15 protein-coding genes and 2 pseudogenes are annotated in these 19,962 nt (G+C 70.5%); 4 read left to right on the forward strand and 13 right to left on the reverse strand.

Translation table 11 applies throughout. The features are described from left to right. Window positions 1-418: 418 nt before the first annotated feature. From ACFVWD_RS43415 to ACFVWD_RS43455, 9 genes are all read right to left on the reverse strand, one after another. Window positions 419-3,067: a hypothetical protein gene (locus tag ACFVWD_RS43415; RefSeq protein ID WP_389603472.1), complete on the reverse strand. Its 2,649-nt coding sequence runs from the start codon at window positions 3,065-3,067 to the stop codon at window positions 419-421. Further along, complete coding sequence (pstS, locus tag ACFVWD_RS43420; protein ID WP_389603474.1) at window positions 3,064-4,818, reverse strand: phosphate ABC transporter substrate-binding protein PstS; 1,755 nt, start codon at window positions 4,816-4,818, stop codon at window positions 3,064-3,066. Before pstS ends, ACFVWD_RS43415 begins: the two co-directional genes overlap by 4 nt. Then, window positions 4,818-6,095: a phosphate ABC transporter permease PstA gene (gene pstA / locus ACFVWD_RS43425; protein WP_389603475.1), complete on the reverse strand. Its 1,278-nt coding sequence runs from the start codon at window positions 6,093-6,095 to the stop codon at window positions 4,818-4,820. Before pstA ends, pstS begins: the two co-directional genes overlap by 1 nt. A 1-nt stretch (window position 6,096) precedes the next feature. Then, window positions 6,097-7,116, reverse strand: coding sequence for a phosphate ABC transporter permease subunit PstC (gene pstC, locus ACFVWD_RS43430; RefSeq protein ID WP_389603476.1), 1,020 nt, complete (start codon window positions 7,114-7,116; stop codon window positions 6,097-6,099). A 205-nt stretch (window positions 7,117-7,321) separates the two neighbouring features. Beyond that, window positions 7,322-7,705 carry a hypothetical protein gene (locus tag ACFVWD_RS43435; RefSeq protein ID WP_389603477.1) on the reverse strand — a complete coding sequence of 128 codons (384 nt, stop codon included), beginning with the start codon at window positions 7,703-7,705 and terminating at the stop codon, window positions 7,322-7,324. 99 nt (window positions 7,706-7,804) lie between these two features. Further along, window positions 7,805-8,884: a hypothetical protein gene (locus tag ACFVWD_RS43440; RefSeq protein WP_389603479.1), complete on the reverse strand. Its 1,080-nt coding sequence runs from the start codon at window positions 8,882-8,884 to the stop codon at window positions 7,805-7,807. Window positions 8,885-8,964: 80 nt separating this feature from the next. Then, a complete protein-coding gene (locus ACFVWD_RS43445) occupies window positions 8,965-9,903 on the reverse strand; it encodes an N-acetylneuraminate synthase family protein (protein WP_389603480.1) in 939 nt (312 codons plus the stop codon). Between the two features lie 14 nt (window positions 9,904-9,917). Continuing rightward, the gene (locus ACFVWD_RS43450) at window positions 9,918-11,150 is read right to left on the reverse strand and encodes a cytidylyltransferase domain-containing protein (protein WP_389603482.1); all 1,233 of its coding nucleotides are present in this window, start codon (window positions 11,148-11,150) and stop codon (window positions 9,918-9,920) included. A gap of 73 nt (window positions 11,151-11,223) precedes the next feature. Further along, window positions 11,224-12,531, reverse strand: coding sequence for a DUF6716 putative glycosyltransferase (locus tag ACFVWD_RS43455; protein ID WP_389603484.1), 1,308 nt, complete (start codon window positions 12,529-12,531; stop codon window positions 11,224-11,226). 198 nt (window positions 12,532-12,729) lie between these two features. On the opposite strand from ACFVWD_RS43455, the gene ACFVWD_RS43460 reads away from it, so the two are divergent. The 3 genes from ACFVWD_RS43460 to ACFVWD_RS43470 all read left to right on the forward strand — a co-directional run bounded on the left by ACFVWD_RS43460 (window position 12,730) and on the right by ACFVWD_RS43470 (window position 16,382). After that, window positions 12,730-13,710 carry a glycosyltransferase family 2 protein gene (locus tag ACFVWD_RS43460; protein ID WP_266627897.1) on the forward strand — a complete coding sequence of 327 codons (981 nt, stop codon included), beginning with the start codon at window positions 12,730-12,732 and terminating at the stop codon, window positions 13,708-13,710. After that, complete coding sequence (locus ACFVWD_RS43465; RefSeq protein WP_389603486.1) at window positions 13,707-15,041, forward strand: alpha-2,8-polysialyltransferase family protein; 1,335 nt, start codon at window positions 13,707-13,709, stop codon at window positions 15,039-15,041. Before ACFVWD_RS43460 ends, ACFVWD_RS43465 begins: the two co-directional genes overlap by 4 nt. Before the next feature lie 141 nt (window positions 15,042-15,182). Then, window positions 15,183-16,382 (forward strand): acyltransferase family protein, encoded by a 1,200-nt coding sequence (locus ACFVWD_RS43470; RefSeq protein ID WP_389603488.1) that lies wholly within the window; start codon window positions 15,183-15,185, stop codon window positions 16,380-16,382. Here ACFVWD_RS43470 and ACFVWD_RS43475 read toward each other — a convergent pair. Continuing rightward, window positions 16,367-16,549: pseudogene (locus ACFVWD_RS43475) on the reverse strand (TetR/AcrR family transcriptional regulator C-terminal domain-containing protein); the annotation flags it as partial. The gene ACFVWD_RS43470 and the pseudogene ACFVWD_RS43475 sit on opposite strands and share 16 nt — an antisense overlap. On the opposite strand from ACFVWD_RS43475, the pseudogene ACFVWD_RS43480 reads away from it, so the two are divergent. Continuing rightward, a pseudogene (locus ACFVWD_RS43480) lies at window positions 16,544-16,972 on the forward strand (integrase core domain-containing protein); the annotation flags it as partial. The pseudogenes ACFVWD_RS43475 and ACFVWD_RS43480 sit on opposite strands and share 6 nt — an antisense overlap. Here the strand turns inward: ACFVWD_RS43480 and leuE are convergent. Genes leuE through ACFVWD_RS43495 form a run of 3 tightly spaced genes read right to left on the reverse strand, consistent with a single transcriptional unit; the run spans window position 16,969 to window position 19,891 of the window. Further along, window positions 16,969-17,622, reverse strand: a complete 654-nt coding sequence (leuE, locus tag ACFVWD_RS43485; protein WP_389603489.1) for a leucine efflux protein LeuE — start codon at window positions 17,620-17,622, stop codon at window positions 16,969-16,971. The pseudogene ACFVWD_RS43480 and the gene leuE sit on opposite strands and share 4 nt — an antisense overlap. A 52-nt stretch (window positions 17,623-17,674) precedes the next feature. Next, on the reverse strand, window positions 17,675-18,256 hold the full coding sequence (locus ACFVWD_RS43490) for a Uma2 family endonuclease (RefSeq protein ID WP_389603491.1): 582 nt from the start codon (window positions 18,254-18,256) through the stop codon (window positions 17,675-17,677). A gap of 54 nt (window positions 18,257-18,310) precedes the next feature. Next, window positions 18,311-19,891 (reverse strand): methylmalonyl-CoA mutase, encoded by a 1,581-nt coding sequence (locus ACFVWD_RS43495; RefSeq protein WP_389603492.1) that lies wholly within the window; start codon window positions 19,889-19,891, stop codon window positions 18,311-18,313. Window positions 19,892-19,962: the final 71 nt, after the last annotated feature.

The raw sequence follows: 19,962 nt of genomic DNA on the forward strand, positions 1-19,962 counted from the left end.
GTCACGGGCTGACCTCGTTCGCCGGTGGGACAAGGGGAGCCGGGCCATCGCCGCCCCGGGCCCGGCGGGCGCCGGGCGCGGGCGGGGGGGGCGGCGGGCGCTGGGGGGGGGGGGGGTGGCGGCGCGGCCCCCCCCGTGTGGTTTGGGGGGCGGCCGCCCGTCTCTGGGGAGCCCCGGCCCGGGCGGACCTGGCTCCGTCGTGCGGGAGCCTCGGCCCAGCGGGCTGAACTCCCTTGTCCGAGAGCCCCGGCCCGGCGGGCCTGGCTCCGTCGTCCTGGAGTGTTGGCCCGGCGGGCTTGACTCCCTCGTCGAGAGCCTCAGCCCAGCGGGCCGGACTCCCCTGTCCGAGAGCCCCGGTCCATGCGGGCCTGGCTCTCCTGGCCTGGAGCCTCGGGGCGGTGCGGCCGTGGCACGGGGGTCAGTGCCGGCCGGGCGGCAGCAGTTTGCGCAGCCGTTCCGGGAGGGTGGGGGCAGGGATGGTCAGGATGCGGCCGCCCGGGAGGGGGACGCGGAGCGGGAAGCGGAGCCGACTGCCGCCCGCGAAGGGCGCGCCCACGCCGGCCACGGCGCCGAGCGCCGCGCCGAGCGGGACGGCGTAGCGGAGCGCGTTCGCCGGATCGGCCGGCGTGGTGCCCGCGGCCGTGGTCGCGACGGCCTTGCCGCCGTCGTAGGAGGGCACGCCGCTGGGTGTGGGGCTCGCGCTCCCGCCGCCGCCCGATGCCGCACCGCCACCGCCCGTACCACCGCCGTCCGTACCGCCGCCGGAGGCGCCCCCGTCCGACGTGCCGCCGGAGCCGCCATCCGTACCGGCGGTGCCGCCGCCGCTCGATCCGCCGGAGGAACCGCCGTGCGTGGCGGACGGCCCGGTGTAGTCGGCGAGGGTGGCGGCGGCGTGGGTGGTCTTCGAGCGCAGTGCCTTCGACAGCGGGGCGTAGCCGACCGGGAGTCGGCCCGGGTCCGCGCCGGGGACCTGCCCGCTGTCGGAGGCGTACGTCAGCAGCGCCGCGTAGTCCTTGCGGGCGGCCGTGTCGAGCTTGGCGGGACGTACGGCCGCGTACACCAGTTGCGCGAGCGGGTACGCGCCCTTCGCGGTGGCCTTGGCCGGGCTGATCTCGGCGGCGTGGGCGCCGGACGCGCTCGCCGCGGCGGCGGTGAGGGACTCGGTGGTGGGCGCGACGAACTTACCCGCCGTGTTGCGCAGCCGCGCGGTCTGCAGGCCGAACCGGGCGGCGGAGGCCGCGTCCGTGACCGTGATCACGAACCGGGAGCCCACCGTCTGAGGGCCGGGGTTCTTGTACGCGGGCGGGCTGGCCAGCGGGTCCCAGGTCGCCTTCCACAGGCTGTCGGCGCGCCGGGTGTGCAGGGCGCCGGCGTGCATGTCCGTCACGTACGGATGGAAGTCGATCATGCACTGCTTCTCGGTGGCGCCGCTGTTCGCCGGGATCGTGCACCAGGGGTCGCTCTTGGGGTACGTGTCGGTGTTGGCCGGGTCGAAGGGGAAACCGGTCGGGTTCAGGTCCGCGTTGGTGCTGAAGTACGGGTTGACGCGCATCCCCCAGTCGTCGGACACGCCCGCGAGGAAGCCGCGGGCCTCCTTGTCGGAGACGATCCACTGCCAGACCGCGCGAGCCGAGTCGCTGTGGCCGAGCGAGGTCAGCAGGTCGGTGTCGGTGGCCGGGGTCTCGGGGATCGACAGCTCCGCGAACTCCGGGTTGAGCGCGATGAACTCGGGGTCGGTCGCCAGGCCCGCCGGGTTGTTCTTCGCCCAGCCGTAGCCGCTCGCGACGGTGGAGCCGAGGACCGCTCCCCAGGGGGAGTTGCGGTAGGACTCGGTGAGCAGTTTGGCGACCAGCCGGGGCGTGAGGTCGATGGACTCGACCTTGGTGCCGGCGAGGCGACGGGCCGCGTCGGAGGCTCCGGCCTTGGGTCTGCGTTCGATGGTGAAACCGATGACGGTGCCGGAAAGCACGGTGGGCGCGTACACGGTGGTGTCCGTGGGTGCGGTCGTGCCGGTGTCCGCGCCGAGGGGCCGGGTGGTGAAGGCGAGCCCGGAGGAGCCGTTCGCGGTGAGGCGGGCGCGGGTGTCGGGCTCGCCGAGCTCGGTGTAGCCGTACACCTTGCCGGTCGGGCACAGGGCCGCCTGCCAGCTGCTCATGGCGTCGGCTGCGAGTTCGCTGCCGGTGGTGGCACGCTCGTCGGCGCCGAGGGCGCAGTTGGCGCCGACCGGGTTGAAGCCGAGCTTGACGGCGACGCGGTTCTTCCAGTCGGTGGAGGAGACCGGGGAGCCGGCGTTGACCTGGCTGGTGTCGACGTAGGGCTTGCCGTCGAGGTCGAGGTGGCCCTGCGGGACGATCACCAGCCAGCAGGAACGCGGTGTCGTACGGCCGTTCTCCGTCACCGGAACGCCGCAGCCCAGATGCGGGGCCTCGTTGGCGGTCTGCACCTCGAAGAACTCCTGGCCGGTGCCGTCGGCGCCGGTGCGGGCGAAGTCGACCTCGTTGGTGGTGTTGTGGTTGAACAGGGAGTTGTTCTGGGTGCCGCTCGTGATCACCGTGCCGTCGACGGACTTGAAGGGCACCTCGCCCTGTCCTGAGACGCCACCGGCGCCGTAGCGGTCGTCCTGGCCGTAGTTGCCGGGGTCGGCGCTGTAGAAGATCTTGCGGGAGTCGTCGTACTCGTTGCCCGGCCAGCTGCCCCGGTCGGTGGTCGGGGAGGCGCCGTACTGGCACTGGGTGCGCGAGGGGCCCGGGTTGGCCGGGACGGTACCGTCGTCGTCGCCCCAGCACTGCATGATCTGCACGAAGTCGGTGTTGAACAGCGTGCCCGCGAAGGTGCTCGGAGTGCCGCCGGTCCAGGAGACGGTGATCGCCTGGCTGGTGAGGTGCTCGGTTTGGCTGACCTTGAACTTCATGTCCTTGAACTCGCCGCGGCCGGAGACAGTGACGGTGGAGTCGGCGCCGCTCGCGGCGGTGGCGGGCTGGGCGGTCTGGGCGACCGCGAGGCCGGCGAGGGCTCCGGCGGCGGCGCCTGCGACGAGGCGCACCAGCAGCTTGCGTACGCGCTTCATCGCGCACCCCCGTCCCTGATGTCCTTGGTGTCGTCCTTCGCGCCGCTCCCGGTGCGCCCGGCCATCGCCCGCGAGACGAGGGACGGCAGGAGCAGCAGCCCGAGTACCAGGGCCACGGCGAGCAGCATCAGCGTCTGGGTGCCGGTCCAGCCGCTGTGCCCGGCCACGGCGATCGGCTGGGCGAGGGCGACGGTGCCGTCCACGGCGGTACCGCCGCCGGTGCCGGTACCCGATCCGCCGCCGGTACCGGTGCCGGGCGCCAGGGTCTGCCCGGTGTCGGGGTCGACGACGGGCTGGGCGCTGCCGCCCGCCGAGCCGCCGGTGCCGCCGCCGCTGCCCGAACTCCCGCCGCTCGTACCGCCGCTCGCGGAACCGCCCGACGTGCCGCCGCCACCCGTGCCGCCCGTCGATCCCGAACCCCCGGTGCCGCCGCCCGACTTGGCGCCGCCGCTGCCGGTGTTGCAGGCCGCGGCGCCCTTCTTGTCGCAGGCCGCCGGGTAGGGGGCGGTCTCGGCGAGCTTGTTGTGCCCGTCGCTGGAGAAGGTCGGGTTGTTGCAGCCCTTGATGTTGATGTTCTTCGTCTGCACGCCCGGGATGCGGCGGATCTGGTCGAAGCCCGCCTGCACCAGGTTGATCGGCAGCGGCGAGTAGCCGAGCTGGGGCATCTGCTGCTGGCCCTGGCACATGAAGTAGTACGAGAAGGCGCCGAGTGTCTTGCCCTTGGCCTCGGTGAAGGTGCCCTGCGCCTTCAGGGGCAGGATCATGTACGAGTAGCTGGACAGCGGGTAGTTGCGCTGGTCGCTGTCGTTGTAGACGCCGTCGAGCTGCTGGGTGAGGTAGTCGGCGGAGCTCTTGTTGGTGTTGATCCTCGCCTTGAGCAGCGAGACGGCGACATTCTTCGGGGTCGGCTCGGTGTAGTAGCCCGCGTGGTTGAGGATCTTGGCGACCGGATAGCCCTCGTTGATGGCGTACGAGTAGTTGACGTAGCCGATGGCGCCCTCGCCGTAGTTCTGGGCGATGTAGCCCGCCACGCCCGGGTCGCCGGACTGGGCGATCATGCCGGACACGGTGGGGTAGTACGAGGTCTGCCCGCAGGCCCCGGAGCGGCCGACCTTGCCGCAGTACGCCTGCCACAGCGACTTGTGCTGGTTGGTCATCCACATCGTGAACTGGGCGGTGGAGCCCGAGCCGTCGGAGCGGACGACGGGGACGACGGGGCGGTGCGGCAGCTGGAGCCCCGGGTTGTCGGCCTTGATCACCGGGTCGTCCCAGGTCTTGACGACGCCGGTGAAGATCTTGGTGAGGACGTCTCCGGAGAGGCGGAGGTTGGTGACCCTCTTGCCGTTGACGGTCAGGTGGTACATGAAGGCGGTGCCGCCGGCCACGATCGGCATGTAGGCGTAGCTGCCGGCCGACGGACGTTCGGCGGCCGAGCCGTCGGTCGGGTGGGTCTGGAACGGGATGTCCGAGACCGCGAAGTCGACGGTGCCGCTGAGGAATTGCCTGCGGCCGTCGGAGGAGCCACCGCCGGCGTAGCTGATCCGCATGCCGTACTGGTTGACGGCCTTGCGCCACTGGTCGATGGCGTTCTCGGCCCAGGTGGAGCCGGCGCCGGCGACCGGGGTGTAGCTCTCGGCCGCGGCGGGCGTGGCCGCGGGCCCGGCCAGCAGGCCGGCGATCACGCCGAACAGGGCGCCGAGGGTCGCAAGGGCGCGCAGGCGCCCGAGGACGGTATGGAGGTGGCTGCGCATCAGTCGTTCTCTCCGGGGGCGGTGGGGTCGGCTGTGGCGGAAGCTTCGGTACGGGGGGCGTCCTCGAACAGGGACAGGCCGGGGGTGTGCAGTTCGGCGAAGCGCGCCACGTCCTGCCGCGAGGCGCGGGCGGTGCGGCGGACCTGACGCCTGGTCTGGTGGCCCGGGCCGCGGCCACCGATCACGCGGGCGATCACGAACAGCACCAGGACGAGCGCCATGAGGACGGCCGCCGCGCCGAAGCCACGGGCGATCATGGTCGGCTGGGGCGACTTGACGAAGTTGAAGACGGCCAGCGGCAGGGACACCATCGGCCCGCTGGTGGGATCGGTGTTGAGCGCCGCCGTGAATCCGGCGGTCAGCAGGACGGGAGAGGTCTCGCCGATACCGCGCGCGGTGCCGAGGATGACGGCGGTGGCGAGCCCGGAGCGGGCGGTGGGCAGGATCACGTGCCAGACGGTGCGCCAGCGCGGTGCGCCGAGCGCCTCGGCCGCCTCCGTCAGCGTGCCCGGCACCAGGCGCAGCACCACGTCCGACGCGCGGATCACGATCGGCAGCATCATCACGCTGATCGCGAACCCGGCCGCGAGCCCGGACTTCTGCATCCCGAGCCCGAGGATCCAGATGGCGAACACCATCAGGCCGGCCACGATCGAGGGCAGCGCGGTCATCGCCTCGACCATGGTCCGCACAAACCGTGAGAAGCGGCCCGGGATCTGGTTCAGGTACACGGCGCAGGCGAGACCCAGCGGCACCGTGATCGCGAGCGCGATGGCGGTCATGATGAGGGTGCCGAGCATCGCGTGGGCGATGCCGCCGTTGGTCAGCGGGTCGAGCGGGCCGGCGGCCTGCATGTCCTTGGTGAAGAAGTTGAGGTGCAGCAGCGCCTCCCGGCCGCGCCAGGCGGTGAAGCCGACGATGAGCACGAGCGCGGTGAACAGCAGCGTGGCCGCCGTCCACAGCACGACCGTCATCAACCGGTCACGTACGGCCTGGCCGTCTTCTTCGAATCCTGTCAATACCGCGTAGATCGCGAGGAAGAGCAGGTAGGCGGTGACGGTGAAGCCCAACGCGCCGGAGAACGGGGCGAGTTCGCCGTACAGCAGGATCGCGACGCAGAGCCCGGAGGCGGCGGCGCCGGTGAGGGACAGCACGCCGGAGAGGCTGACGCCGCCGATACGCCGCGGCCGGTCGGGAGGCAGGGCGGGCTCCGCCGCGGCGGGCCCGGCGGCCAGGACGGGCGCCTTGGCCACGAGGTTCTCTTCTACGACGGTCATCTCATGCCTCGCTCTGTGCGCCGGACCGGGAGCGGGCCACGACCGAGGAGGCGGTGAAGTTGACCGCCAGGGTGAGCAGGAACAGCGCGAGGCCCGCCGCCATCAGCGCCGACATGCCGAAGGGGGAGGCGTCGCCGTAGTGCAGGGCGATCAGCGACGAGACCGAGTTCGCCCCGGTCTGCAGGATGTGGGGCTGGATGACGAACACCGGCGAGATGATCAGGTACACGGCGATGGTCTCGCCGAGCGCCCGGCCGAGGCCGAGCATCGTGCCGCCGATGATGCCGCCCTTGCCGTACGGCAGGACGACCGCGCGGATCACCCCCCAGCGGGTGGCGCCGAGCGCGTAGGCGCCCTCGCGTTCGCCGGCCGGGGCCTGGGCGAAGACCTCGCGCATCACCGAGCACTGGATCGGCGCGACCATCAGCGCGACGACGATCCCGGCGACGAAGGTGGAGGCGGTGTAGACGCTGTCGGAAGCGAGCGGCTCGCCCGGCTGGGCTCCGTCCACCGTGAACAGCGGTATCCAGCCGAGCCAGGTGGACAGCCAGCGCGACAGTCCGATCACGTGCTGCTGGAGGAAGAACAGCCCCCACAGCCCGTACACGACCGACGGTACGGCCGCCATCAGGTCCACCATCGTCACCAGCGTGTAGCGCAGCCTGCGCGGTGCCACGTCGGTGATGAACAGCGCGGTCCCGATGGCCAGCGGCACCGAGATCGTCACCGCGACGACGGCGATCAGCAGGGTGCCGGTGAGCACGGCCGCGATGCCGAAGTTGTGGACGTCCGGCTGCCATGCGGTGGTGGTGAGGAAGGAGAAGCCGGTGGCCTTGAGGGCCTGACCGGCTCTCAGGAGCAGGAAGAGGCCAACTCCCGCCATGACGGCGAGGACGACGACACCGCTGGCTGTCAGTTGGTACCGGAAGATCCGGTCACCGAGCCCACGAGCGGCGTACGGCCGCCGGGGCGCGGGTCTGTCGGAATCCGATCTGTCGGACTCCACATGTGCGGACGCCACGTGTGGTCCCCCCACTGCGTAAACGGAACAGGCGTGCGGCGACCGATCGGTGCCGTGCGGAGAGATTCAATGGCTGGATCGTGTCGGTCCAACGGGCGATCTATGGATGGTTGACGAACAACGCGTGTCTGTTCGGTGCAACCGATGTGGAGAAGATTCGGGGTTCGTTCCTGTGCCCCGCCCGGACCGGGCCGCCGCCGCGAACTCAGTCGTGGAGCCTCTCGATCCGTGCCAGGAGGAGTTCGAGATCCTGCGTGGCACGGATGCAGAAGTCCTGATCCCCGTGCTTGAGGTCGGACAGGACACCCGGGTACCCCGGAGCGGCTCCGGAGAGTTCGTCCCGCACCCTCCGTGGCTCGAGGTACCAGTTTTCGGCCGAGACGTCCGCGACCCACCCGACGTTTCCCTCGAACGTCTCCACGGTCGGCGGGATCGCCAGGCGTACCCGGTCCTGCAGGTCGGCGTAGCGCCAGACGACCAAGGGCGGACGGACGAGGGAATCCAGCGGATCCACCCCGGCCGAGATCCGGAACCACGCGATCGTTCCGTGGGCGCGCAGTGCCCGCAGCACCTCCGCCGAGCCGATCACGAGAACGGCCCGGCGAAACCTGGAGATCTCGACCTCAACCCCGGATCGATGGACTTCATCAGTCGCATGTAGTGACTCGCCGGACGGTGCACGGCTTCCCTACGCCGATGTCACCGCCGACAACCGGTGTACGTCCCGGGCCGTCCCCGTCACCCCGGACAGGAAGCCCTGGGCCCGTGGCGAGGCGTTCTCCGTCAGCCAGGCCGGGTCGATGTCGCAGACGGCGACGCGGACCTCGGTGCCGGCCAGGGCCAGCGGCAGCGTGTGGACGACCGTGGAGGGGAAGCTGAGGATCGTGCGGCCGATGGGGCCGCGGCGGGCGATCAGCTCCAGGGGGAGGTCGGGGCGGACGATCTCCAGGCCCGTCTCCGCGGCCAGCCGGTGGAGTTTCTCGGCGCTCTCGCGGCGGTGGGCGAAGTAGCGGGTGGCGCCGTGGGACTTGGCGAGGGTGCGGACCGCCTCCAGGTAACGGTCCCCGTCGACCACACCCGTCTCGACGAGGGACGTGCCGACCAGGTCCGCGCCCTTGGTGAGGCGGGGCGGCCCGAAGCGGGCCCGGGTCCAGGAGAAGTCGTTGGCGGTGACGCGCACACCGATCGGGGTCTCGTCGATCGGCATCGAGGAGAACACCTCGACCGTACGGTGCTCACCGGGCGTCAGCCGGCGCCGGGCCAGGGAGGACACCGGGGCGAAGAGCAGGTCGCGCGGGCCGGGGCGGCCGCCCTTGCGGTGCCAGCGGACCAGGCGTTCGCCACGGGCGAGCTGGGCGACGAACTCCATCGTCGCCGTGCCGTCGTCGACCACGACCAGGTCGGGGGCGCGGGTGATGGTCAGAAGAAGCTGCACATAGCGGGAGAACGGGTCTCCCATGACGATGCGACGGGCCCTGCGCAGCAGTGGGGCGAGGCCGCCGATGGTGTGGAAGGGCGCCGTGGTGCCACCGCGCGCCTCCTCCCAGCGGACCTGGTGGCCCTCGTCGCGGGCCAGTTCGGCCATGCGGCGCAGTTGGCCACGGGTCATCGGGTCGTTGGGGGACAGGACGACGAGGGTGAGCCCCGCGCCGGGCGCCGTGCCGTGGTGGGCAGAGGTGTGTGCCCATTCCAGCACGTTCAGGAGCTGTACCGGACTCTCGACGAAGGCGAGAGTGTGGGGGCCGGTGGATCCGGCGCGGGGGCTCATCGACGTACGACCGTCCTGTCGTAAGGAGTTGTCGTAGGGAGGTGGGAGGTAACGCGTGGGGGGTTCTGGAGGTCAGGACCTCAGACCGTGACCGGCTCGCCCGCGGCCGCGGCGATCTCGGACTCGGCGACGACGCCCGTGACGCGGCGCAGCTTCTTCATCGGGCCGAGCTCGGACTCGTAGACCTTCTTGACGCCGTCGCCGAGGGAGGCCTCGATGGTGCGGATGTCGCGGACGAGGCGGGTGAGGCCCCCCGGCTCGACGGAGGCGGCCTGGTCGGAGCCCCACATCGCGCGGTCGAGAGTGATGTGGCGCTCGACGAAGGCGGCACCGAGGGCGACCGCGGCCAGCGTGGTCTGCAGGCCCGTCTCGTGGCCGGAGTAGCCGATCGGGACGTTCGGGTACTCGGCCTGGAGGGTGTTGATGACGCGGAGGTTGAGCTCCTCGGCCTTCGCCGGGTACGTCGAGGTGGCGTGGCAGAGCAGGATGTTGTCGCTGCCCAGGACCTCGACCGCGTGGCGGATCTGCTTCGGGGTCGACATGCCCGTGGAGAGGATGACCGTGCGGCCGGTGGCGCGCAGCGAACGCAGCAGCTCGTCGTCGGTCAGGGACGCGGAGGCGACCTTGTGGGCGGGGACGTCGAACTTCTCCAGGAAGGCGACGGCCTCGGTGTCCCACGGGGAGGCGAACCAGTCGATGTTCTTGCTCTTGGCGTACTCGTCGATCTGGCGGTACTCGTCCTCACCGAACTCCACGCGGTGGCGGTAGTCGATGTAGGTCATGCGGCCCCAGGGGGTGTCGCGCTCGATGTCCCACTGGTCGCGCGGGGTGCAGATCTCCGGGGTGCGCTTCTGGAACTTGACGGCGTCGCAGCCGGCCTCGGCGGCGGCGTCGATCAGCTTGAAGGCGTTCTCGAGCTCGCCGTTGTGGTTGATGCCGATCTCGCCGACGACGTAGACGGGGTGGCCGGGGCCGGCGGTCTTCGAACCGAACGTGCGCAGACGGGAGTTGGTGCTCATGGTGGAGAAGTTCCTTACTTGTCGAGGGAGTCGAGAGAAGGGCCGAGGATCCAGCTGGCGATCTCTCGGATCGCGCCGTCGCCGCCGGGGACGGTGGTGACCGCGCGTGCGGCGCCGCGCACGACGTCGTGGGCGCTCGCGACCGCCACGGGCCAGCCCACGAGGGCGAAGCACGGGAGGTCGTTGACGTCGTTGCCGACGTAGAGCACGCGCTCAGGCGCGATGCCCTGCTCCTCGCACCACTGCTTCAGTGCGAGGTCCTTGCGGTCGATGCCGTGCAGGACCGGAATCTTGAGCTTCCGGGCCCGGGCGGCGACCACCGGGTTCTGTTCCGTGGACAGGATGAGCATCGTCAGCCCGCTCTTGCGGAGGGCGGCGATACCGAGGCCGTCTCCGCGGTGCACGGAGACGAACTCCCGTCCGTCGGAGTCGATCAGCACCCTGTCGTCGGTCTGGGTGCCGTCGAAGTCGAGGACGACCGCGTCGATGTCTTCGGCGGTCGGCAGCGAACCGGGGCGGTTCGCGTCGAAGAGGGGGGCCAGCGCGCGGGCGCGGGCGAGGTCGTGCGGGTCGTCGATCTCCAGCACGCGGGCCGGGTCGGTGCGGACGAGCTCCGTGTGGCCGAAGAAGCGGTGCTGGTGCTTGCGCAGGCCCGCGGCGTCCATGGCGTAGGCCGCGCCGGTCTCCAGGAGGTCCTGGGGCCGGTCCTGGCGGCGGGGCCGGAAGGACTTGTCGTGGTTGACGCCGTTGCCGCCCTCGGCGGACTCGTCGGCGGCGTCGCGCCAGATGAAGCCGTGGAAGTTGGCCACCGTCAGCGCGGTGTCGGCGCCGTTCTCGGCGACCGCGCCGGCGACCCCGTCGATGTCCTCCCGCGTGATGAACGGGCTGGTGCACTGGACGAGCAGGACCACGTCGACCGCGGATCCGTGCAGCGCCTCGTGGGCGTCCAGGGCGTGCAGGACGGCCGCCTCGGAGGTGGCCGTGTCGCCGGCGATGGCGGCGGGGCGCAGCACGACCTCGGCGCCCGCCTCGCGGGCGGCGGTGGCGATCGCCTGGTCGTCGGTGGAGACCACGACGTCCGTGACGAGCCGGGTCGCCCGGCACTCGCGCACCGCGCGGGCCACCAGCGGCACTCCGCCGACCGGCAGGAGGTTCTTGGCGGGGACACCCTTGGAGCCGCCGCGCGCGGGGATCACCGCGAGCACCCGGCGCACCGGCGCCGTTTGACCCGCTTCCGAGTTGGTCATGCGCTGTTCTCCTTGACGAGGGACACGGGGAGGGCTTGAGGGATCGGCGGAAGGCTTGAGGGATCTGCGGTGGTCACAGCTCCCCCATCCGCCGGATCACGGGGGCCACGCGCTGCACTCCGTGGCGGTAGGCGCCGCGGGCCGCCCGGCGGACGATCTGCCGTACGGGGCTGGGCTCCTTGTCGGCCGCGGGGGCGCCGGGCAGCGGGCTGCCGTCCGGGGCGAGGTGGTGGCGGGCGAGGATCTCGGGGAGGTAGCCGGGGGCGGTGACGGGCGTGTAGTAGGGGGCGAGGGGCAGCAGTCCGGGGGCCGCCAGCAGGCCGGTGATCCGGGCGCGCGCCTCGTCGAAGGCCGTCTCGTACCGGCCCTCGGCGGCGACGCCCTGCCGGGCCACCCACGCCGGGTCGGGCGCCGGTTCGTACCCGGCGTCGAGCTGGTCCCAGGAGGCGAGGCAGCCGGAGCCCACGAAGTGGTGGTTGCCGAGCGCCTCGCGCACCCCGAGATCGCTGAGGACGACGGTGGGGATACGGCGGTGCAGGGACTCCAGGGCCGCCGTGGAGCTGATGGTGACCAGCAGGTCGGTGCGGTCGAGCACCTCGCCCATGTGGCCGTACACCAGCCGGAAGTTGGCGGGCAGGTCGGTCTTCTGCGCCAGCTTCTGGTAGGGCAGCTCCTCGATGTGCGTGGTGTGTTCGCCCGGCTTGGAGCGGAGCTTCAGCAGCACCTCGCGGTCCGGGTGGAGGCGGGCGTGCCGGATCAGCCGGTTCAGCAGGTACGTACGGTCCTTGCGGTTCTCCGGGACGGAGGGCTGGGCGGCGAAGACGACCGTGTACGGGTCGTGCTTCTCGTAGGCGGCGCCGCCCAGGAAGGGCAGTGCCACCTCCGTCACCGAGGAGGCGTCGGCGCCCACTCCCTCGTACACGGCCCGGAACCGTTCCGCGTCCTGGCGGGAGTTGGCGAGGACGAGGTCCGCGCCGTGCCGAAGCAGCAGGCCGTCGGCGAGCTTCTCGTAGACGACGCCGACGTAGCCGGTGACGACCACGGGCCGCTTGGTCCGTCCCTCCCAGACATGGGCCAGGCCGTGCAGGATCGCCTGCACACCGCCGCCCACGAGGGCGACGACGAGGACGTCGTACGGCTCCCCTTCCATGGCGCGCAGGAATTCGACGGCGGTGACCTCGCGGAGGGAATCCGCGCGGACGCCGACTTCTTCGAGCTGGCGGGCGGTGGGGGTGGCTCGGCCGCGCAGGAGATAACCGTCGAGCAGAATGTCCGATTCTGTCGGTGAAATGCGATTCGCGGTGAGCGAACCCCATTTCCACCGGGTATCGGAATCCGCGAGAACGGCGACCCGCAGGGACTTCCTGGTACTTGCTGGCACGTCCAAGACGCTAGGAAGCCATTCCGAGTTGCGGCCCAACCTGAATGCAACAAACGGTTAACAGCACATCGACGAATGGCGAATCGGGCCGTGATCCAGCCGGAAATCAGCTGGGTTCACGGCTTCGCCACGCGTCGTTCACCTGACATCTCACCAACGGTCAAGACGAATGCCGGGCCGCCGCCTAACGTCACGTGGGTGGTCAAGCTCTCCGTCATCGTGCCGTTCTACAACGTGCAGCAATATGCACCCGACACCTTGAAGAGCCTGCGTGCGAACGCACGTGAGGACTTCGAATTCGTTCTCGTGGACGACTGTTCACGAGACGAGACACCGGACATTCTCGCGCGCGCGGAGCGCGAGCTCCCCGGCGCGGTGTATGTCAGACACGAGAAGAACGGAGGACTGGCGACCGCGCGCAACACGGGCATCGACGCGGCGCACGGCGAGTACCTCACGTTCCTCGACGGGGACGACTGGCTCGCCCCCGGCTATTACGAACAACTCGTCGCCTCCATCGAGCAGTTGGGCTGCGACTTCGTCCGTACGGACCATGTCCAGTGCACCGCGCGGGCCCGCACCATCCACAGGGTCCCGCACGGCCGGCGCGGAGTGGTACTGAACCCCCGCGACGCGATACTGCCCGCCGACCGCTCCACCTCCGTCGACTACGCCTACGCCTGGGCGGGTATCTACCACCGCCGGCTGGTCGACCGGGGGCTGCTGCACTTCACCGACGGCCTGCGGACGGCCGAGGACCGGCCCTGGATCTGGAAGCTGCACCGGGAGGCGGAATCCTTCGCCACGGTGGGGCTTCTCGGTGTGTTCTACCGGCGTGGTGTGGCCTCCTCTCTCACTCAGATCGGGGACGTGCGCCAGCTCGACTTCATTCGCGCGTTCGACCAGGTGGTGGCGGAAACCGCCGCGGACCGCGACGCCGAAAAACTCCTGCCCAAGGCCGTGCGCACGTATTGCGCGATTATTTCCCATCATCTGGGATCCATCGAAAGGTTCGAGCCGGCAGTGGCACGGAAACTGAAGTCGATGAGCGCCGTCGCTCTGCGGAACATGCCGCAGGACGTGCTCGACGACGCCCTCGACTCGATGGACGTCCAGCGCGCCACGCGGCTGCGCCGGCTGCGCCGCCGTCCGGCTCCCACCACGGGGGTGGCCGCGTGACCACCCAGATCTTCGTGGCGTCCACGCTGTACGGCACGGCCACGCTGGCCGCGGCCCTGGACACCGACTGTTTCCGCCCCGCCGACCGGCGCATCCTGCTCGTCTCCAACAACGCGGCGACGCCCGAGACGACGCCCGGCGTCGACGAGATGCCCGGGTTCGAACAGCTGCGCGGCCGCTTCGACGACGTGATCTCGTGGAACGAGACCATCTCCCCCTTCCACCCGGGCGGCTGGGCACCGCGGCCCGACGACGTCCCCCTGTGGGAGCGGCATCTGCGGCTCGCCTGGAACCTCGGCGACGACGACATCGAGCTGGCCGTCGAGTCGATCCAGGTCAACCCGGCGCTCGGCATCTCGCAGATCTTCATGGGCGCGCCCGTCACCGTCTACGCGGACGGCCTGATGAGCTACGGCCCCACCCGCAACAAGATCGACCCGCTGGTCGGCACGCGCGTGACCCGCCTGCTCCACCTGGACCTCGTCCCCGGCCTCAAGCCGCTGCTGCTCACCGAGTTCGGCGTCGAGCCGGAGATCGTGCCGACGGACGCGTTCTCGAAGGTGCTCGCCGAACTGGTCGACACCGGCGACGAGCTGCCCTTCATCGACGAACCGGCCCTCCTGCTCGGCCAGTACCTCTCCGCGCTGGACATCCTCACCGCCGAGGAGGAGGAGAACCTCCACGTACGGATGCTGAAGGGCGCCCTGGCGCTCGGCCACACGCGGGTGGTGTTCAAGCCGCATCCCTCGGCCCCGGCCCGCTGGTCGCGCCTGCTGGAGAAGGAGGCCGAGAAGCTCGGCGCCGACCTCACCGTGCTCGACACCCCGGTCCTCGCCGAGGTGCTCTACCAGCGGATGCGCCCCGCCCTGGTCGTCGGCTGCTTCTCCACCGCGCTGCTCACCGCGTCGGCGCTGTACGGTCTGCCGGTCGCCCGCGTCGGCACCGGCCCCCTCCTCGACCGTCTCACGCCGTACGAGAACAGCAACCGCGTCCCCGTCACGATCGTGGACGCGCTGCTGCCCGAACTGACGAACGAGTCGGCGGTCAACGAGCAGCGCCGGAGCATGGACGTGACGGCCCTGACGGACCTCGTCCGGGCCGTCGGCTTCGCGATGCAGCCGAAGATCTACCCGGACCTGCGCCCGGCCGCCGAGACCTACCTGACCAGGCATCTGAACCACCACACCCGGCGCTACTTCAAGCGCAAGCGCCTCACCTCGCTGGCGCTGCCCGGCGCGGTCCCGGCGCAGCTGGCGTTCATCCCGCGCAACGCCACCGTGCGCCGGGTGGCGCGCCGCGCCCGCTCGCTGAAGCGGGCGGTGGGTCGCTGATCCGGCTCCTGGGCCGGGCCGTCGCGGGCCGACCCGGGAACCCGAAACGACGTACAGGTGAACGCGCACGGACCGTCGGGCGAATCGTCGGTCGGACGGCCAGGTAAACCCTATTAATCGGATTAGTGTGCTGTGGGTCCCATGAGTCCCGCTGAGGGGAAACCTGTGATCGACTCGCGCGAGGCCGTCCAAGTGGCCTCCACGGGCACCGTGGCCCGCACCGTCCTGCCGCCCACGGACGCACCGCCCCCCGCGATACCGGCCAAGCCCCGGGAGACGCGGCTGCGCGCACTGGACGGACTGCGGCTGGTCGCGGCGCTGATGGTGGCCGCGTACCACTACGGCGGGCGCGACGGCGAGGTCGCGAAAGCGTGGGGCAGCTCGCCGCGGCACCAGTTCCCCATGCTGCACGGGTACTTCGCGTACGGCTGCCTGGGCGTCCAGGTGTTCTTCGTGATCAGTGGCTTCGTCATCTGCATGAGCGGCTGGGGCCGCCCGCTGCGCTCGTTCTTCGCCTCCCGCGCCTCCCGGCTGCTGCCCGCGTACTGGGCCGCCATCATCCTGGTGACGCTGGTGTTCGCACTGCCGATGGTCGCGTTCAAGACGGTCTCGCCGAGCGACACCCTGGTCAACTTCACGATGCTGCAGTACCCGCTCGGCGTCGACCGGGTACTGGGCGTGTGCTGGACGCTGTGGGCGGAGGTCCGCTTCTACGCCCTCTTCGCGCTGTGCATCGTCCTGCCCGGCGCGAACCGCCGCCGCGTGATCATGTTCTGCGCCGGCTGGACGCTGGCCTACGCCATCGCGCAGGGCGCCAAGATGCCGCTGCTGGACATCGTCCTGATGCCCGAGTACGCGCCGTACTTCATCGGCGGCGTCGGCCTCTACCTGGTGCACCGCGACCGCAAGGACGTGTACGCCTGGGGCATCGTGGCCGTGAGCTGGCTGATCGGCCAGCACTACGCGGTACAGGGGCTGTGGCACGCCCCGCAGGCGAACGGCTTCTCCTACCGCACCACCTACGGCATCGTCCTCGTCGTCACCTTCGGCTACGTCGCCGTCGCCGCGATCGCCCTGGGCTGGCTGCGCTGGGCCAACTGGCGGTGGCTGACGGTCGCGGGCGCGCTGACGTACCCCTTCTACCTCGTCCACGAGCACCTGGGCTGGGTCGTCATCAAGGCACTCCACCAGGGGCTGCACATCCCGTCGTACGCCACGTTCCTGCTGACGGCGGCGAGCATGCTGCTGCTGGCCTGGCTGCTGAACCGGTACGTGGAGAACTGGCTGACGCCGAAACTGCGCACGGCGCTGGCGAAGCCCCGGCCTCAGCCGATCCCGTAACGCGTCCCGATCCCCGCGATCACCAGGGCCAGCCCTTCTTCGAAGTGCCGGTCGTAGTCCTCGAACATCTCCGCGCCCGCCGCGGCCGACAGAGGGAAGTCGGCCATCCGGCGGGCGCGGTCGTCCACGTCGTATCCCTCACGGCGCTCTCCGGCGAGCGGCTGGACGACCACAGCCGCCTGGCCTACAGCGAGATCTACGGCGACAAGAAGGCCGTCACCTGCGCCGACTTCCTCCGCCGGGCCGCGGCCTTCTTCGCAGCCGCGGGCATCGACCGCATCGAACGGGTCCTGACCGACAACGCCTGGCCCTACCGCAAGAGCTCCGCCTGGCGGCAGGCCCTGGCCGACCTCGGCGCAACCGGCAAACCCACCCGCGCCCACCGGCCGCAGACAGGCGGCAAGGTCGAACGCTTCAACCGCACCCTGCTCGACGAACGGGCCTACCTGCGGCCCTACACCAGCAACGCAGAACGCGCCGCAGCCCTGGCACACTTCCTACACACCTACAACCACCACCGCTGCCACACCGCACTCGGCGGCCAGCCACCCATCACCCGCGTGAACAACCCTGCGGGTCAATACACCTAGGCGCTGGCCAGGGTGAGCTTCACGGCGAAGCCCAGGAACAGGGCGCCCGCCGCGGTCGTGGCCCCCGCCGAGAGCCGCTTGCGTCGCCGGAAGGCCGCCGCCAGCTTCGTCCCGCTGAAGATCAGCGCGGTGAGGTACAGGAAGCTGGCGAGCTGGGCGAAGGCGCCGAGGACGACGAAGGAGAGGGCCGGGTAGGCGTAGCCCGGGTCCACGAACTGGACGAAGAAGGCGACGAAGAACAGGATCGCCTTCGGGTTGAACAGGCTGATCACCAGCGCCCGCCGGTAGGGCCGCTCCTCGGCGGCCGGCGCCGCGGCCACCTCGCTCTCCTCGACCCGCTCGTGCCGGGTCCGCCACATGGCCAACGCGGCGCGCAGCATCCCGAACGCCAGCCACGTCAGATATCCGGCCCCGGCGTACTTCACGATCCCGAACAGCACGGCGTTGGCCTGTAGCAGCGAGGCGACTCCGGCCGCGGACAGGGTCATCAGCACGGTGTCCCCGCACCAGACACCCGCGGCGGCCGTGTACCCCGTGCGTACGCCCTTGCGGGCGGCGACGGACAGCACGTACAGCGAGTTCGGACCGGGAAGCAGAACGATCAGCACGAGTCCCGCGAGATAGGTCGGGAGGTCGATAACACCAAGCATGAGGTGGAGTGTCGCACGGCAGTACGACAACGGACCCAACGGGTGCCGAGGGTCAATCCCCGCCCAGAAGGGTGTCGACGGAGAGGTCGAGCGTGACACCGACGAACTCGGGCACGGGGACAGTCTGACCGCGCCTGTAGCGCTGAGGCGCGGGGTATCTCCCGTCGACCGGGTTCTGGTGGAGAAGCACCTCGTCGTGTCGGCGGTCGACCACGACGTAGACGGGAATTCCCGCCTCGGCGTAGCAGGCGACCTTGAGGCCGAGGTCGTCGGACCAGTTGCAGGCGGTCACCTCCAAGACCATCCGGAAGGCGCGGGGCGCATAACAGTTGATCTGGACGTGCGTGCTCAGGAAGTCCGCCTCGACGATCGAGAGGTCGGGAACGGCGAAGTCCTCCGGCCCTGTGGGCAGCCACAACCCGATCCCCAGCAGACACGTAAGCCCTGCGTGCTCCAGTCCGGCGTCGAAGAACGTCGTGATGAGGCGCGTCAGTGTCCGCTGATGCGGACCGTCGGCCCACGGCGTCGCGGTGAGCCTCCCGTAGAGGATCTCCCCCCGGTACCCCTCCAGCTCACGGGTGAGCCAGGCCTCGGCCTCGATGACAGTCGTCCGCCGCCGCGATGGCACCGCCACGCCAACTCCTCTCCGGATACACCCCGTTCACAGAGCGTATCCGGAACGGCACCCTCAGAACACATCGCTCGGCACATACGTCCCCCAAACCCCCCGCAACGCGTTGCACACCTCGCCCACCGTCGCGCGGGCGCGCAGGGCGTCCTTCATGGGGTAGAGGACGTTGTCCGTGCCCTCGGCCGCCTTCCTGAGGTCGGCGAGGGCCGCGTCCACCGCCGGCTGGTCGCGCTCGGCGCGGAGCTTGGTGAGGCGTTCGGCCTGCTGCGCCTCGATGGCCGGGTCGACGCGGAGAGGCTCGTACGGCTCCTCCTCGTCGAGCTGGAAGCGGTTGACACCGACCACGACCCGCTCACCGGAGTCGGTCTCCTGCGCGATCCGGTAGGCGCTGCGCTCGATCTCGCCCTTCTGGAAGCCGTGCTCGATCGCGGACACCGCGCCGCCCAGCTCCTCGACCCTCGCCATCAGTTCGACCGTGGCCGCCTCGACGTCGTCGGTCATCTTCTCGATGACGTAACTGCCGGCGAAGGGGTCGACCGTCGCCGTCACGTCCGTCTCGTACGCCAGGACCTGCTGCGTCCGCAGCGCCAGGCGCGCGCTCTTGTCCGTCGGGAGCGCGATCGCCTCGTCGAAGGAGTTGGTGTGCAGCGACTGTGTGCCGCCGAGGACCGCGCCCAGGCCCTGCACCGCGACGCGCACCAGGTTCACCTCCGGCTGCTGGGCGGTCAGCTGGACCCCGGCCGTCTGGGTGTGGAAGCGCAGCATCAGCGATTTCGGGTTCTTCGCGCCGAACTCCTCGCGCATCACCCGCGCCCAGATGCGCCTGGCCGCGCGGAACTTCGCGACCTCCTCCAGGATCGTCGTACGGGCGACGAAGAAGAAGGACAGGCGGGGGGCGAAGTCGTCGACGTCCATGCCGGCGGCCACGGCCGTGCGGACGTACTCGATGCCGTCGGCGAGGGTGAACGCGATCTCCTGCGCGGGCGAGGCACCGGCCTCGGCCATGTGGTAGCCGGAGATCGAGATCGTGTTCCACTTCGGGATCTCTGCCTTGCAGTACTTGAAGATGTCCGCGATCAGCCGCAGGGAGGGCTTGGGCGGGAAGATGTACGTGCCGCGCGCGATGTACTCCTTGAGCACGTCGTTCTGGATCGTGCCCGTCAGCTGATCGGCCGGGACGCCCTGCTCCTCCCCCACCAGCTGGTACATGAGCAGGAGCAGCGCCGCGGGGGCGTTGATCGTCATCGACGTGGACACCTTGTCCAGCGGGATGCCGCCGAACAGGATCCGCATGTCCTCCACCGAGTCGACGGCCACGCCGACCTTGCCGACCTCGCCGTGCGCGATCGGCGCGTCCGAGTCGTGGCCCATCTGGGTGGGCAGGTCGAAGGCGACCGACAGGCCCATCGTGCCGTGCGCGATCAGCTGCTTGTAGCGCGCGTTCGACTCCACGGCCGTGCCGAAGCCCGCGTACTGGCGCATCGTCCACGGGCGGCCCGTGTACATCGACGGGTAGACACCGCGGGTGAAGGGGTACGCGCCCGGCTCGCCCAGCTTCTCGGCCGGATCCCAGCCGTCCAGAACCTCGGGTCCGTAGAGCGGTTCGATGGGCAGTCCGGACTCCGACTCGCGCGCCATTGCTGTGCCTCCCGCTGAAGTTACTTACTGGTAGGTCCGACCCTCGCCACGGACTGTAGCGGCGGCCGTGC

It is taken from the genome of Streptomyces sp. NPDC058086, from assembly GCF_042885015.1.
Lineage (GTDB): Bacteria > Actinomycetota > Actinomycetes > Streptomycetales > Streptomycetaceae > Streptomyces.